Here is a 15,340-nt window from a genome sequence, read left to right on the forward strand (position 1 = left end):
ATCTCCCATTGTGCTTGGCGCCGGACATGATACGACGCAGACGTGTTCTGTTTATTAGGTCAACATCAAGATTGCAGGTAAAAATGAAGCGGCTATTCGGCCTGTAGGCCGCATGATAAAAAGCCTTACAACAATCTTGACGGCAGTATTCATGGCTGTAGCCACACGATACAACAAAGATTGTGATACTAAAAGAACAATGTGTTTACTAAATATTGTATCTCTTTTTGCTTTTGGGTTAACCTTGCTTCAATAGTAGAGATTAACCATACCTCTACTATAACGGATTTGAGCCGCGCCGCACCCCGCTCACCGTGTGCGCAAGATGGCGTACCTGCACCTTCCGGCCGAGGCCGGGCATGCAGGTAAAATAACAAAACACAGATGACGGTATTGCTATGCAACACGAGTATCAGGACATCCTTGTCTCCGCGGTTTCGGATGGTGTATTGACCATCACGCTCAACCGGCCCGAGGCCTACAACGCACTGCGCACCCAGCTGCTCAGTGAACTGGCCACCGTACTTCAGCACGCAAGCAGCAACGATGATGTTCGTGCGGTCGTTATTACCGGCAATGAGAAAGTGTTTGCTGCCGGTGCCGACATCAAAGAGATGGCGGCACTGGATACAGTCGGCGTATTGAATGACCCCCGTGTTCTGCATTGGCGCACCATTGCTCAGTTTCCCAAGCCGCTGATCGCCGCTGTAAACGGTTTCGCACTGGGTGGCGGTTGTGAGCTGGTGATGCATGCCGATATCGTCATCGCCGGTGACAACGCCCAATTTGGGCAGCCGGAAATCAATCTCGGCATCATCCCGGGTGCCGGTGGCACTCAGCGCCTGCTGCGCACTGTCGGCAAATCAATGGCGATGCAGCTGGTACTATCCGGCGAGTTCATCTCCGCTACTCAGGCCCGCGAATTCGGTCTGATCAGCGAAGTCACCATTCCAGAGCGCACATTTGATCGTGCCTCTGAATTGGCCCGCAAGATCGCATCCAAGCCGCCGATTGCCGTGCGTCAGGCGAAAGAAGTACTGCTCAAAGCATATGACACTACACTCGAAAGCGGCCTGAGTCTGGAGCGCAAGGCATTTACCCTGCTCGCAGCGACTGAAGACCGCAATGAAGGCATTGCGGCTTTCATGGAAAAACGTAAACCGAACTTCACAGGAAAATAACACCATGGCTTACGAAACGATCGAATTCGAGATTACCGACGGGGTTGCAGTATTGACCCTTAACCGTCCTGACCGGATGAACAGTTTCAACACCCAGATGCATGCTGAAGTTCGTGATGCGCTGAAGCAGGTCAAGAAAAGTGAAGAGGTACGCTGCCTACTGCTCACCGGCAATGGTCGTGGTTTCAGCGCAGGCCAGGATCTGAACGATCGCAATGTCGATCCCGATGCCGAAATGCCGAATCTGGGCGACTCTATCGAACAGAACTACAACCCGCTGATTCGCAGCTTGCAAGCCTTGGAAATGCCGGTTATCTGCGCCGTCAATGGTGTAGCCGCTGGTGCCGGTGCCAATATCGCTTTTGCCTGCGACATCGTTTTGGCCGCACGCTCCGCTTCGTTTATTCAGGCATTCTGCAAGATCGGCCTGGTGCCGGATTCCGGCGGCACCTGGACACTGCCGCGACTGGTCGGCCCTGCCCGTGCCATGGCGCTGTCCATGCTGGGTGACAAGATCAGCGCTGAACAGGCCATGGCCTGGGGTATGATCTGGAAATGTGTCGATGACGAGGCACTCAAGGATGAAGCACTGGCCATGGCCAAGCATCTGGCTACCCAACCGACCAAGGGCTTGTCCCTGATCAAGCGCGCCATCCAGTCCAGCTGGGATAACAGCCTGGACGAGCAGCTTGACCTGGAACGCGACCTGCAGACACTGGCCGGTCGCACCGAAGATTACCGTGAAGGCGTCAAATCCTTCATGGCGAAACGTCAGCCCAGCTTCAAGGGGAAGTGAGCATGAGCATGTTTACCACTGAATCCGTTATCGGTGTTATCGGCGCAGGCACCATGGGTGCGGGCATTGCCCAGGTTGCTGCCAAGGCCGGCCACCCGGTCCTGCTGTTTGATGTTGCCGAAGGTGCCGCCGAGCGTGGCCGCGAAGGTTTGGCCAAAGGCCTGCAGAAACTGGTCAGCCGCGGACGCATGAGCGCTGAAGAGGTTGATACCCTGATCGGTCGTATTCAGGTTATCCGTTCACTGGACGAAATGGCACCGGCGGCTCTGGTAATCGAAGCGATTGTCGAGCGCCTGGAGGTCAAACAGAGCGTATTTGGTCAGCTGGAAGATATCTGCTCCGAGCAGACCGTACTCGCTACCAATACCTCATCCATTTCTGTTACGGCCATCGGCAGCACGCTGAAGCGTCCGCAGAACTTGATTGGCATGCACTTCTTCAACCCGGCTCCGATCATGAAGCTGGTCGAAGTGATCAGCGGTCTGGATACCCAGCCCGAGATCGCCAGTGCGATCTACGACCTGTCCACGCGCTGGGGCAAGCAGCCGGTACATGCGAAATCAACACCAGGCTTTATCGTCAACCGTGTTGCTCGTCCCTTTTACGCTGAAGGTCTGCGTGTGTATCAGGAAGGTGGTGCCGATACGGCGACCATCGATGCGATCATCCGTGAAGCCGGCGGTTTCCGTATGGGGCCATTCGAGCTGACTGACTTGATTGGTCATGACGTCAACTATGCCGTCACCTGCTCCGTGTATGCAGCCTATTACAATGACCAGCGCTTCCTGCCGTCACTGATTCAGCAGGAACTGGTCAGTGCAGGCCACTTCGGTCGCAAGAGTGGCAAGGGTTTCTACGATTACAGTGAAGGCGCGGAAATGCCGCTGCCGCAGACCGCTGCACCGGCTGAAAAGCCCACTCATGTCACCGTCGAAGGTGATCTCGGCGTTGCCGAACCGCTGGTAGCCCTGTTTGAAACGGCCGGTATCGAAGTCACACGTACCGATGGCGATGGCCGTATTCAGGTGGGCGATACCACCATGATGTTGACCAACGGCCAGTTCACCACTGTACGGGCCACTGAAGTCAGTAACCGTAACCTGATTCACTTCGATCTGGCTCTCGATTACGCCACTTCGACACGTATTGCTCTGGCTCCGGCCGACAAGGCAGACGCCAAATCCATTGAGCAGGCAGTCGGCTTGTTCCAGGCGGCAGGCAAGGCCGTCAGTGTCATCGATGACATTCCCGGCATGGTGGTGATGCGCACCGTGGCAATGCTGGCCAACGAAGGCTTTGATGCCGTTAATCAGCAGGTCTGCAACGAAGACGCTGTCGATATCGCCATGCAAGGTGGCGTCAACTACCCGCGTGGACCGCTGAGCTGGGCCAATGCCGTAGGTTTGACCCGCATCCTGGCTGTGCTGCGCAACCTGGGTGCCAGCTATGGCGAAGACCGCTACCGTCCGTCGCCGCTGCTGCTGCGTAAAGTTGCCGGAGTCCGCCAGTCATGAATGTCAGTGAAATGACCCCCGAACAGCTGGCCGAGGCGTCCAGCGCAGCGATGCATGAAAACGATCATGCGGCGAAAGGTCTGAATATACAGATCGAAGAGACACGGCCCGGCTACGCCCGCCTGAGCATGAAAATCCGCAAGGATATGCTCAATGGCCACGGCATGTGCCACGGCGGGTTCATCTTTGCCCTGTCGGATACCGCGTTTGCGCATGCCTGTAACAGCTATAACAAGGTCACTGTCGCCAGCGGCTGCAGCATCGAATTCGTTGCTCCCGGCTTTCTGGATGACACCCTGACCGCTGTTGCCCAAGAGCGTCAGCGCAAGGGACGTACCGGCGTGTATGACATCACTGTCTACAACCAGAACAATGAAGAACTGGCTTTCTTCCGCGGCAAATCCTATCAAATCAAGGGAACACTGCTGCCGGAAGACGAAACCACCGCCCGAGGAGAAACACGATGAAAGATGCCTTTATCTGTGATGCGATCCGCACGCCGATCGGCCGCTATGCCGGCACCCTGGCCAGCGTACGCGCCGATGACCTCGGTGCGATCCCGATGAGAGCGCTGATGGAGCGCAACCCCGATGTTGACTGGACTCAGATCGATGACGTCATCTACGGCTGCGCCAACCAGGCCGGTGAAGACAACCGCAACGTCGCGCACATGTCTTCCCTTTTGGCGGGCTTGCCGGTTTGTGTACCGGGTACCACCATCAACCGCCTGTGCGGTTCGGGTATGGACGCAGTCGGTTTGGCAGCACGTTCCATCAAATCAGGCGATACTGAAATGATGATCGCCGGTGGCGTCGAATCCATGTCACGCGCACCTTTCGTTATGGGCAAGGCTGAATCTGCTTTCACCCGCAACGCTAACGGCCTGTTTGATACCACTATCGGCTGGCGCTTCATCAACCCGCTGATGAAAGCACAGTACGGCGTTGATTCCATGCCGGAAACCGCTGAAAACGTAGCAGCTGATTTCAATATCAGCCGTGAAGATCAGGATGCTTTCGCTGTTCGCAGCCAGCAGCGTACCGCAGCGGCTCAGCAAAACGGCAAACTGGCTGAAGAGATCGTTCCGGTCACCATTCCCCAGCGCAAAGCCGACCCGATCATTTTCGATACCGATGAACATGCCCGGGCCAGCACCACCCTGGAAACATTGGCCAAACTGAAAGCTCCGTTCCGTGAAGGCGGTTCAGTGACTGCAGGTAATGCTTCAGGCGTCAACGACGGCGCTTGTGCCCTGCTGATCGCTTCTGCAGAAGCGGCCAAGGCTAACGGTCTGACACCCAAGGCACGTATCGTCGCCATGGCAACGGCAGGCGTTGAGCCGCGTATCATGGGCTTTGGTCCGGCACCGGCTGCTCGCAAGGTACTGGCCAAAGCTGGCCTGACCCTTGACGACATGGACGTGATCGAGCTGAACGAAGCGTTCGCTGCTCAGGCTCTGGCCGTGACCCGTGACCTTGGTCTGGCCGATGACGCTGCCCACGTAAACCCCAACGGCGGCGCCATCTCTTTGGGCCACCCACTGGGCATGAGCGGCGCTCGCCTGATCACCACAGCCATGTACGAACTGCACCGCACCGGTGGCCGCTACGCACTATGCATGATGTGCATCGGTGTAGGTCAGGGTATTGCCACCATCATTGAGCGCGTCTGATCCCCAGTCGGACGCCAATCAACATAATTACGACAGACAACAACGGGATAATAATAAGCATGAACAATAAACAGCCAATGATGCGTGGATCCCTTGAAGAAATCGAAACCGCCAGCATCGATGAGTTGCGCGCAGTGCAGCTGCGTCGCCTGCGCTGGAGCCTCGCACACACGTATAACAACGTTCCTCATTTCAAGCAGAAGTGTGACGCAAAAGGGGTTCACCCCTTTGAGCTGAAGTCCCTGGAGGACTTGAAGCACTTCCCGTTCACAACCAAGCAGGATCTGCGTGACACCTACCCGTACGGCATGTTTGCCGTGCCGATGGATGAAGTGGTACGTATCCACGCGTCTTCCGGCACAACCGGCAAGCCGACTGTCGTGGGTTACTCGCAGAACGATATCGACACTTGGGCTGATGTTGTTGCACGCTCCATCCGTGCTGCGGGCGGCCATCGCGGTGACAAGGTCCATATTGCCTACGGCTATGGCCTGTTTACCGGCGGTTTGGGCGCACATTACGGCGCCGAGCGTCTTGGTTGTACCGTCATCCCCATGTCGGGTGGTCAGACCGAGAAACAGGTTCAGCTGATCCAGGATTTCCAGCCGGATATCATCATGGTGACGCCGTCCTACTTCCTGAACATCCTTGATGAAATGGAACGTCAGGGCGTCGACCCGCGCGAACTGCCATTGCGTACCGGTATTTTCGGTGCCGAGCCGTGGACCGACGAAATGCGCAAGAATATCGAACAGCGCGCCGGTATCAATGCCGTCGACATCTACGGCCTGTCCGAAGTCATGGGTCCGGGTGTGGCGATGGAATGCATCGAAACCAAAGACGGCCCCACCATCTGGGAAGATCATTTCTACCCGGAAATCATCGACCCGAACACCGGTGAGGTCCTGCCGGACGGTGAGTACGGTGAACTGGTCTTCACCTCACTGACCAAGGAAGCGCTGCCGATCGTGCGTTACCGCACCCGTGACCTGACCCGCCTGCTGCCGGGTACTGCACGTCCGATGCGCCGTATCGACAAGATCACCGGTCGTTCTGATGATATGCTGATCATCCGTGGCGTAAACGTGTTCCCGACTCAGATCGAGGAGCAGATTCTCAAAGTGGCTGCACTGGCACCGCATTACGAGATCATCGTCACCAAGAACGGCAACCTGGACATGGTAGACGTGAAGGTTGAATTGGCACCGGGCGCAAACGGTATCGACGAAGCGGCCGTGATCAAGGAACTGCAGCACCATATCAAGTCCTACATCGGCATCAGCACCAAGATCACAATTGTCGAATCAGGCGTTATCCCTCGCTCAGAAGGCAAAGCCAAGCGCGTGTTTGACCACCGCAAGGGCTAAATAGAGCATCGACTCACAGCTCCAACGAAAAGGCCGGTCATTATGACCGGCCTTTTTAGTAACAGGGGTTCAGCAGCCCTCAGGCATGTTGAACCTCGATGATTTTCACGTGACTATGTTTGCCGTCCGGCAGACGCCAGTCGATGGTTTGCCCCACTTCAAGTCCCAGCAAAGCCGAACCAATCGGCGCTACAATCGAGATTGCATTTTCCTTACCCGCCATCTGGTGGGGGTAGTAAAGCGTGCGATGAAACCGCTGACCGCTCTCTTCCACTTCGAAGGTAACGGTTGAATTCATACGCACAACGTCATCCGGCAATTGCTCAAGGGCGACCACTTCGGCACGCTCCAGCTCGGCACGCAGACCGTCAAGAGACGGATTGTCACGATATTCCTTGCGCTCAAGCATGGCTTCGAGTTGATCGATATCTTTTTCAGATACCTGGATACCGGGCATATCAGCCATTTTGTACTCCATTAACATAACAAAGTTGCCTCCTGCTCGGAGACAACGGAAAGAATAGGATTAATTGTAGGGAATACCCGTTTACCTGCCCGGACCTGATGCCGGCAGGCTCAGATTCAGAGGCGGGTGAACATGCCTGCCACACAGCAGGCCTGATACGGTTTCAATCTGAACGGGCAATGGATCATGGTGGTCCTGAAACTCAAGAAGGCGCCACGAAAGGCGCCTTCTTAATTGTTGAATTAGTACTGCTATAGATATCTCTTTCGAGGGTAAAAGGCAAGCTTAGCCAATTTTTTTTGCATTAGAGTTGTCATGTCACCGGGGATTATCTATCTGCCCGTTATCTTGTATTATCATTCTCTGATATGGAATCGAGATGTCATCATGCAGATGAGCCGCTTTACAGACTATTCCCTGCGCGTACTTTTATACGTTGCCATCAACACCGAACGCCTTGCCACCCTTAATGAAATTGCCACTTTCTATGGCATATCACTGGAACACTTGCGCAAGGTGGTGCATGCACTGGGTAAAAGTGGACACCTGGATACGTTCCGTGGCAAGAAAGGGGGAATACGGCTTGCGCTCGCGCCTGAACAGGTCAATATCGGCGCACTGGTCGCGCAAACCGAGGGTTCATCACCCTGGATCGATTGTCAGGGCAATGCCTGCCGCTTGACCGGTCATTGCAGCCTGCAGACGATACTGGCGACAGCCCAGCAGGCTTTTTTTGAGAGCCTGGGCCAACATACACTCGCAGACCTGTTACATAACCCGCTCATGCGTGAGCAACTGATCGCTTCCAGCCGTCTTTAATCCTAACCCCATATCCACACAACGCCTTTCTCGATGGCATCATTTCATGCCACAGATTGCCATATTGTTTTTGTGAGCGTATTCAATGTTCAAGGATAGACACCCCGTACTGATAGCCGCTTTTTGGATGGTCGGTGCCCTGTTTTCATTCATGGCGATGGCAGTATCGGGCCGTGAGCTGTCAGCTGACTTTACCACCTATCAAATACTGTTCTTTCGCAGTCTGCTTGGCGTCTTTCTGATCGGTACGCTGGTTGCTTACAGCGGCTGGGGACAGCTGAGGACTAACCGTGTCGGCGGACACCTGATGCGCAACATCGCTCATTTTGGCGGACAGTATGGCTGGTTCTACGCACTCGCTTTCATCCCGTTGGCTGAAGTAATCGCCATCGAGTTTACTACTCCTGTCTGGACGGCCCTGCTGGCATGGATGCTACTGGGCGAGCGTTTAACCTTGCCGCGCTTGACGGCATTGTTCTTCGGCATTGCCGGGCTATTGCTGATCCTGCGTCCAGGTCTGGAAACTCTGCATCCGGCAACATTGGCGATATTGTTTGGGGCGGTCGGATATGCCATGTCTTATATACAGACAAAATCATTGGCCGCAACGGAAACGCCGCTGTGTATCCTGTTCTACATGACCTTGATTCAGTTACCGTTCGGCATGATTCCATCATTGATCGATTGGAAAACACCGGAGCTACACACCCTGCCCTGGATTCTGGTAGTCGGTGTGACCGCCATGAGTGCGCATTATTGTATGGCGCGGGCATTCAAGCTGGCGGATGCTACCGTTGTTGTACCGATGGATTTCATGCGCTTGCCGTTGATCGCATTGGTGGGATATCTATTTTACGATGAGCAGATTGATCTGCCGGTGGCATTGGGCGCGGGATTGATGTTGGCCGGTAATCTGATCAATATCCGAGCCGAACAACGCAAGGCCCCGCTACGCAGCCAGGCACTTACAGCACTTCGGTCACCAGAATAAGTTCACAGGCACCGTTACCGGTGTCTTCGCGGCTCAATGAGCTACGCCAGCGCCAGCCATCTTCGCCACGAGCTTCCACCAGGAAACCGCGCAGGCGAAGCTGGTCATGTTCAGTCACCCGCTCAAGTTGCTCGCGCACCTGATCGTTTGCCGGGATCATGTGCATATTGGCGCTACTGATTTCAACCTGGCGCTTGGGAATGGGTAATTGCTTGGTTTGCCAGTAGTACCAGCGCCCTGACTGACGGATATCGAACTGATCAGCCACTTCAGGGCGAGACATTTCACCCCAGCCCAAGGCAAAATCCCAGGGCGACAGATCAGCCTCTCGCCCAAAACGATAATTTTCCCGCCCCAACACGCGTGCATCCAGAGCAAACTCGGCCAACAACGTTAACTGATAATCTTCGAACGCAACCTGCGCAGGGGCAGATAGCGTGCGCTGCATGGGCTGTTCTCGGTCAATGGCAAGGCTGACCCTCGGGGTATCGACAGGCGCATCCGTCGTCGAAAAAGGATCTGTCAGCCACAATCCCAACAGGATGGCGGCCGCCAATATCAGATGAACAGGCCTGATCAATTGAGGTGAGCTCCGACAAATCGGTCGATGGTTTCCAGCGCCAGCTCATCAGTCGAGATGATATGCAATCCCAAGCCGATACTGTCATGGGAATGACGGCGCTTGTAGACGATACGACAATGACAATGCAGAGGCTTGGTACCAAGCCCGAAATGCAGCCATATTTCGGTAGCACCCAAACCGTCTGGCGGCTGTAAGCCAGACAGATCTTTACTACCCTCGACATAAAAACCGCTGCGACTGATATTAACCAGCTGAGCATCCAGCAGACGCCCGTCGGTCGTCTCGAGTTCAGCTGCCACATCACAGGGGATACGTGGGTAGATTCGTCGTTCCTGAAACATTCCATATACTCAATTTAAACGCTAATGTCGCACATAATAGGCAGTCGAATACGAACCAGCAATGTCCCTGATCACGAACGCCGACGCTCATACCGCACGGCAAGGGTATTTACTTACTACTTCAGTACCGGTTTTTTGCCGCCAACGTAGGATTCAGTCCAAAACCGCACCAAGGTGTAATAGCGTCATCGGAGATAATATTTATGGATTCATTATTGCGGCGATGGATTGTATCGGTACTTATTGTACTTACTGCCGGACATACGTACGCGGCTTCGCCAGAACGACCACCTGATGATGACCTGTATTTTTCATGGGACGGGTTCAGAATTGCACGTTACCGCAGCCCGACACCTGATGAGGCTGAAGGTGGACAGCACCTCGACACAGCTGCCGTACAGGTTTTGATGCAACAGACCCCTGCACCGGTTCTGCTCGACGTACAGCCTGTTCGCTGGCAGGATGGCGTCTTCTTACAGACGCAACCCAGACGCAATCTGCCCGACAGTGTTTGGCTGCCAAATGTGGGCCTTGGCGAACTGGAACCGGCCTGGACTTCATATTTCAAGGGCACGCTGGAACGTATCACCGAGGGCAATTCTGCAACGCCCATCATTATCTACTGCACGGCTGACTGCTGGATGTCGTGGAATGCCGTGAAGCGCGCGCACAGCTGGGGATATACCCGGCTCTACTGGTACGCTGAGGGTAGCGACGGTTGGCAGGAAGCCGATTTGGAGCTGGTGAAAGCACATCCGCAACCTTTTTCCCTTGCCGATCACACTGAAAAATGAGACAACGCAATTTGACACGGATTGTCTATTAGCGCCTGAATAATAACGATAAACGGGGATTTACCACGTGTACAAGATTCTCATCGCTGACGACCATCCGCTGTTCCGCGAAGCGATCACCAATGTGATCCAGACCGGCTTTCCAGAGACTCAAACGATTGAAACCGAGGACCTTGAAACCGCACGTACCCTAGCACAGGAACATGATGACCTTGACCTGGTCTTGCTTGATCTGAACATGCCTGGCATGAATGGACTGAACGGCCTTATTTCATTACGCAACGAATCACCCACCATTCCTGTAGTCATCGTATCCGCCGAAGATGACAAACAGATTGTGTTGCAGGCAATCACCTGCGGTGCGGTAGGTTTTATTTCCAAATCGTCACCCCGGGCGCAGATGACTGAAGCCTTGCAGCAGATTCTCAACGGTAACGTTTACTTGCCTTCTGACATTATCCGTCAGACCGGGCAGGACAGCAGTCGACGCAATCGCCGTAACAACGATCACGCACAGATCGCACCCGAATTGCTGTCCTCGCTGACCCGACGCCAGCTGCTGGTACTGGAGCGTATGGCTAAAGGTGAATCAAACAAGCAGATCGCTTATAACCTGCACATCGCCGAAACCACCGTAAAGGCACATGTTTCTGCGATCCTGCGCAAGCTGGGTGTGCATAACCGTGTCCAGGCCATTCTGTCCGCGAGTGATATCGATTTCGCCCAATACCTGCGCCGCTAACACCCGCATCGCATCTGTACAGTGCCGGTCAGGTCCGGCGCTGTAACAGATGCGCCAGCGTTGCTTTCAACTTCAAGGGCCGTATCGGTTTGTTCATCAGCAGATACCCCTGCTCCTTGAGTTCCTGCTTCAGTTCATTACTGTAATTTGCCGTAATCATCATCACCGGTGGCGTATCCGCCCGCTGCTGCAAAATCTCACGGACCAGATCCACACCCGTCACACCATCATCCAGGTGATAATCGGCAATCAGCAGATCCAGAGGCGCACATCCCAGTGACAATTGCTCCTGCAGATCCTCCAGACTCAACGCGGTCACCACTTCACAGCCCCAGCCACCCAGCAGCGTGGCCATGCCCGCGCAGATGGAAGCGTCATTATCCACCATCCAGATACGCGCGCCCTGTAGCTGACTATCGATGGCGGGGTCCTTGAACTGCGGCATAAACGACTGTGGATTCAGATGTCCTAATGGCAACATCACCGAGAACACCGAGCCCACGCCTTCCTGTGAACGCACCTTTATCGGATGATCCAGCATACTGCTGATCTTGTCGACGATCGCCAGCCCCAGTCCCAAGCCTTTATCATGTTGATGACGCGCATTGGGAATACGACGAAACTCCTGAAAGATCTCAGTCAATTTGTCGGCCGGAATGCCTGAACCGGTATCCCAGACTTCAATTACCAGCTTGCCTGCACGACGACGACAACCCAACAGTATTTCACCGCCAGCATCGGTATAACGCAGAGCATTGGTGAGAAAATTACGCAGAATACGCGCCAGCAAGGTCGCATCGCTCATTACTACAGCATCACTGCCACTGAACCGGAACGTCAGCCCCTCGGCAGCGGCCATTTGCGTATATTCTGCAGCCAAGGTTCTCAACAGCTCGTTCAGCCGGAACGCTCCGACATCAGGCTTGATGACGCCCGCATCCAGCTTGGAGATATCAACCAGCGTTCCCAGCAGTGTTTCCACATCCTGCAACGAGTTACTCACCGAGCCGATCAAGGAACTGATCCGCTCCGGCATTGCTTGCTCCAGCAAGGCACCGGTAAACAGGCGTGCGGCATTCAATGGCTGTAACAGGTCGTGACTGACCGCCGCCAGGAACTTGGTTTTGGAGAGGTTGGCCTGCTCGGCATCCTGTTTGGCGTCCAGCAGACGTGCCTCAATCGCCATGCGCTCATCGATTTCCTGACGCAGCTGCTGGTTCACTTCGGTCAATTCGGAGGTGCGTTCACGCACACGCTGCTCAAGATTCTGGTATGCCTGTTGCAGCGCTAGAGCCGTACGTTTACGTTCGGTGATATCGCGAATCAGTACAAAGAAGCCGACTGCACGCCCCTCTTGATCAAGATTGGGCACATAGGACTTGAGCATATGGCGGTTCTCACCCGCCGCATTGAACTCATCAATCTCGAAGGTGGCATTCTCGCCTCCCATCGCACGCAAAATATGAGGTTCGAGACGGGCATATAACGGGTCGCCATGTATCTGTCGGATACTCTGCCCGATGATCGTACCGCGCGGCCAGCCATACCAGTCGTCATAGACCTGATTGGTAAATTGGAAACAGCCATCTTCACCGACATAGGCAATCAATGCCGGTACATGGTCGGTAATCAGACGTAGCCAATGCTCGTTCTCACGCAGGGTTTCGGCGGATTGATAGCGTTCGGTGATATCGGTATAGGTGTTGACGAAACCGCCGGCGGGCATCGGATGGGTTCTGATTTCCAGTACACGACCATCCTGCAGGCGCTGTTCAAGTTCATGTAGCGCACGTCCCTGCGAATCATGCAAATCCGGTGTCAACAGCGCTACCTCGGACTGCCGCATCAACTGACTGAACGAAAGCCCTTCAATCGTGCGCACACCTGCCAGCTCATTGAAGCGATCATTCCACACCTCAAGACAGCCTTCCGCATTGACCAGCGCAACACCCTGCGACAGGTTATCGACCGTACTTTGCAACAGACGGCTTTTCTGCGCCAGCGCCTGTTCACGTTGTGCCGCTTCACTCGCTTTCAGATCGGTAATGTCGGTATACAGAATCACCAACCCGCCTTCACCGGTATGACGCTCGCTAACCTGTACCCAACGTCCATTGGCCAAACGGTAGACAGTCGCCTCATCACCTTGGCCGACATGCTCTTCAACAATGACTCCCCGTTCGATGGCCAGTCTGCGCACGTCCTGAATCGCCGTACCACGTGCAATCTCGGTACCGGTTCCCTCCCAGTAATCGAGAAAGCGACTGTTGAACAGCAGAATACGGTGGTGCTCATCAAACAGCACAAAAGCATCAGAGATGCTCTCAATGGCATCGATCAGACGCTGATGCGCAGTGGCCGCTTCCTGGTTGGCTTGTTTCAGCGCGTAGTTGCTGCGCTTGAGTTCAGCCAGTGCAGCATTCAGGGCTTCGGTACGTTCACGTACCTGCTCAGCGAGCACGACCGAGTGCTCAAACGCCGCATAAGGCGCGGTACGCACGGTGCTGCTGGCTTCAACCCGCTCGATCAGCGCGTCTTTCATCCGTGTCAGCTTGCTGTTTTCCTGCTCCAGCTGGGCGATACGCGCGTGAAGCTGTTCCCGGCTCAGTTCAGAACTCATGCGCTGTCCTGCCGATGACGACCCCGGTAAAGGTCTGATTGAGATGCATGCCGTCGTACTGCTCACCGTATGTATTGAAACCGATCACGTTATGCGCCACCAGGAAATCTGATGTTTCCGTCGTACGCTCCGTGTATTCCGCCTCCAGACGACGCAGGAAACAGTCACAACCAATAGTGATTAACGGCTCACCCATGGTTTTCTCGATCGTTTCGAATCGCTGCGCCAGGTTACTGAGCATGGCCCCCGGCTGCATCGCCGTCAGTACAATGCCGTTCTCGACGGCACAGTAGAAGGTCAGACTCATATCCGGATTCACTTTCTGGATGGAACGCACGTAATATTCCTGACCGATGCGTACTGCCAGCGGATTCAGGGCAAAGGTGCGGTAGTCCAGTTGGCTCGGATCCAGACCCAGCAAGCGGGCGTATTCGATGGCAGCAGGCTCGGCGTTGAGCTCATAGACCGTGCGACTTGTCGGGTCAGCCTGAGTCACAATCAATTTCTGTTCCAGACTGCGCATGTGGTGGGTTGTGAATACCTCAAAGTCGAGCGGTGTATTCACCATGATGACAACGGCCGCACGGGTACGGAACTGACCGTCATAATACACATGGGTACCGGTCAGGTGGATGTCATCACCGGCGGAACCGCCAAAGTGAGGAATAGTGCCCAGGGCGGAATCGAGCGTTAACAGCACCAATTCCTCCTGGCTCGACAGCCCATCCAGCAGGGTCAATGCAAAGGTATGACCCTTGATTGGTGCTACACGCTGCTCACGACAGCCGGCTACCAATGTGTCAACCAGTGCCTGGGCTTCGGTCAGGCTGAAATGGTCCAGCGCTTCAACCAGCCCCACATCAATGGAAAACAGATTGCGGTCAAAGCCGATCGCGGTCACCGTGCCCTGATCATACCCACGCGGCGTCAATTCGCCAGCCGTAGTACATCCTGCCAGGCGAACATCGGGGAAAGCAGTGGTGAGGCTTTGTGACAGGGCCTGCAAGTCATATTCGGCCGAGCAGAAAAACAGGACAAAACCGAGATCGGGGCAATCAAGTGCTGTGGCCAGCTCACGCGCTGCACGCTCGGGATCTCGGGCAGAGGACATGGCTGAACGGATAGGATCATTGAACAAAGGCGCGTTCATGTAAGGGGTACTCGCGCAAGAAACAAGGCAGCTTTCATTGTAAACGCGTGATCACGTACTGGTAATGCTACTTCAGTACTTTCCCTTATATAGGAGTTATTGTCTTAACTGTTTGATTTTAAAGGAATTGATTGGGATATTTTCGCGTAACGAAGAGTATCATGCATTGCATACGACCAAAGAACTAGTGGATATGCAGGCATAAAAAAGGCTATGTCTGAGTAAACTGTTGAAGATCTGCCATTCTTAAAGTATTAGCCATAAGCTTTAAGGGTGGCCGCTATGAAAAACGCCCCATTTCAGC

Annotated in this window: 15 protein-coding genes; 10 read left to right on the top strand and 5 right to left on the bottom strand. The window is 54.5% G+C overall.

Translation table 11 applies throughout. From position 1 onward, the window contains the following. Nucleotides 1–398: 398 nt before the first annotated feature. Genes paaF through paaK form a run of 6 tightly spaced genes read left to right on the top strand, consistent with a single transcriptional unit; the run spans nt 399 to nt 6,530 of the window. On the top strand, nt 399–1,181 hold the full coding sequence (paaF, locus tag CLV44_RS16300; protein WP_106593180.1) for a 2,3-dehydroadipyl-CoA hydratase PaaF: 783 nt from the start codon (nt 399–401) through the stop codon (nt 1,179–1,181). A 4-nt stretch (nt 1,182–1,185) separates the two neighbouring features. Then, nucleotides 1,186–1,977, top strand: a complete 792-nt coding sequence (gene paaG, locus CLV44_RS16305) for a 2-(1,2-epoxy-1,2-dihydrophenyl)acetyl-CoA isomerase PaaG (protein ID WP_106593181.1) — start codon at nt 1,186–1,188, stop codon at nt 1,975–1,977. Between the two features lie 2 nt (nt 1,978–1,979). Continuing rightward, nucleotides 1,980–3,491 (top strand): 3-hydroxyacyl-CoA dehydrogenase PaaH, encoded by a 1,512-nt coding sequence (gene paaH / locus CLV44_RS16310; protein WP_106593182.1) that lies wholly within the window; start codon nt 1,980–1,982, stop codon nt 3,489–3,491. Further along, the gene (gene paaI, locus CLV44_RS16315; RefSeq protein WP_106593183.1) at nt 3,488–3,958 is read left to right on the top strand and encodes a hydroxyphenylacetyl-CoA thioesterase PaaI; all 471 of its coding nucleotides are present in this window, start codon (nt 3,488–3,490) and stop codon (nt 3,956–3,958) included. Before paaH ends, paaI begins: the two co-directional genes overlap by 4 nt. Beyond that, complete coding sequence (gene pcaF / locus CLV44_RS16320) at nt 3,955–5,163, top strand: 3-oxoadipyl-CoA thiolase (protein ID WP_106593184.1); 1,209 nt, start codon at nt 3,955–3,957, stop codon at nt 5,161–5,163. Before paaI ends, pcaF begins: the two co-directional genes overlap by 4 nt. A 59-nt stretch (nt 5,164–5,222) precedes the next feature. Then, nucleotides 5,223–6,530, top strand: a complete 1,308-nt coding sequence (gene paaK, locus CLV44_RS16325; RefSeq protein WP_106593185.1) for a phenylacetate--CoA ligase PaaK — start codon at nt 5,223–5,225, stop codon at nt 6,528–6,530. A gap of 79 nt (nt 6,531–6,609) precedes the next feature. Here paaK and rnk read toward each other — a convergent pair whose 3' ends face one another. Continuing rightward, on the bottom strand, nt 6,610–6,996 hold the full coding sequence (gene rnk / locus CLV44_RS16330) for a nucleoside diphosphate kinase regulator (RefSeq protein WP_170069372.1): 387 nt from the start codon (nt 6,994–6,996) through the stop codon (nt 6,610–6,612). Between the two features lie 393 nt (nt 6,997–7,389). Here rnk and CLV44_RS16335 point away from each other — a divergent pair, with 393 nt between their 5' ends. Continuing rightward, nucleotides 7,390–7,815 carry an RrF2 family transcriptional regulator gene (locus tag CLV44_RS16335; RefSeq protein ID WP_245912722.1) on the top strand — a complete coding sequence of 142 codons (426 nt, stop codon included), beginning with the start codon at nt 7,390–7,392 and terminating at the stop codon, nt 7,813–7,815. Nucleotides 7,816–7,900: 85 nt separating this feature from the next. Next, nucleotides 7,901–8,806: a DMT family transporter gene (locus CLV44_RS16340; RefSeq protein ID WP_106593188.1), complete on the top strand. Its 906-nt coding sequence runs from the start codon at nt 7,901–7,903 to the stop codon at nt 8,804–8,806. Here the strand turns inward: CLV44_RS16340 and CLV44_RS16345 are convergent. Together CLV44_RS16345 and CLV44_RS16350 are read right to left on the bottom strand one after the other, a co-directional pair. Further along, nucleotides 8,781–9,386, bottom strand: a complete 606-nt coding sequence (locus CLV44_RS16345) for a hypothetical protein (RefSeq protein ID WP_106593189.1) — start codon at nt 9,384–9,386, stop codon at nt 8,781–8,783. The genes CLV44_RS16340 and CLV44_RS16345 overlap by 26 nt on opposite strands. Then, complete coding sequence (locus tag CLV44_RS16350) at nt 9,383–9,730, bottom strand: PilZ domain-containing protein (protein ID WP_106593190.1); 348 nt, start codon at nt 9,728–9,730, stop codon at nt 9,383–9,385. The genes CLV44_RS16345 and CLV44_RS16350 overlap by 4 nt, the downstream gene beginning before the upstream one ends. A gap of 203 nt (nt 9,731–9,933) precedes the next feature. On the opposite strand from CLV44_RS16350, the gene CLV44_RS16355 reads away from it, so the two are divergent. After that, nucleotides 9,934–10,524 (top strand): rhodanese-like domain-containing protein, encoded by a 591-nt coding sequence (locus CLV44_RS16355; RefSeq protein WP_106593191.1) that lies wholly within the window; start codon nt 9,934–9,936, stop codon nt 10,522–10,524. A 67-nt stretch (nt 10,525–10,591) separates the two neighbouring features. Next, nucleotides 10,592–11,266, top strand: coding sequence for a response regulator (locus CLV44_RS16360; RefSeq protein WP_106593192.1), 675 nt, complete (start codon nt 10,592–10,594; stop codon nt 11,264–11,266). Between the two features lie 28 nt (nt 11,267–11,294). Here the strand turns inward: CLV44_RS16360 and CLV44_RS16365 are convergent, their stop codons facing one another. Beyond that, complete coding sequence (locus CLV44_RS16365; RefSeq protein WP_106593193.1) at nt 11,295–13,886, bottom strand: NahK/ErcS family hybrid sensor histidine kinase/response regulator; 2,592 nt, start codon at nt 13,884–13,886, stop codon at nt 11,295–11,297. Further along, nucleotides 13,876–15,036: a nitric oxide-sensing protein NosP gene (gene nosP / locus CLV44_RS16370; RefSeq protein WP_106593194.1), complete on the bottom strand. Its 1,161-nt coding sequence runs from the start codon at nt 15,034–15,036 to the stop codon at nt 13,876–13,878. The genes CLV44_RS16365 and nosP overlap by 11 nt, the downstream gene beginning before the upstream one ends. Nucleotides 15,037–15,340 lie beyond the last annotated feature (304 nt).

Origin of the sequence: Marinobacterium halophilum (assembly GCF_003014615.1) — a bacterium.
Taxonomy (GTDB): Bacteria; Pseudomonadota; Gammaproteobacteria; order Pseudomonadales; family Balneatricaceae; genus Marinobacterium; species Marinobacterium halophilum.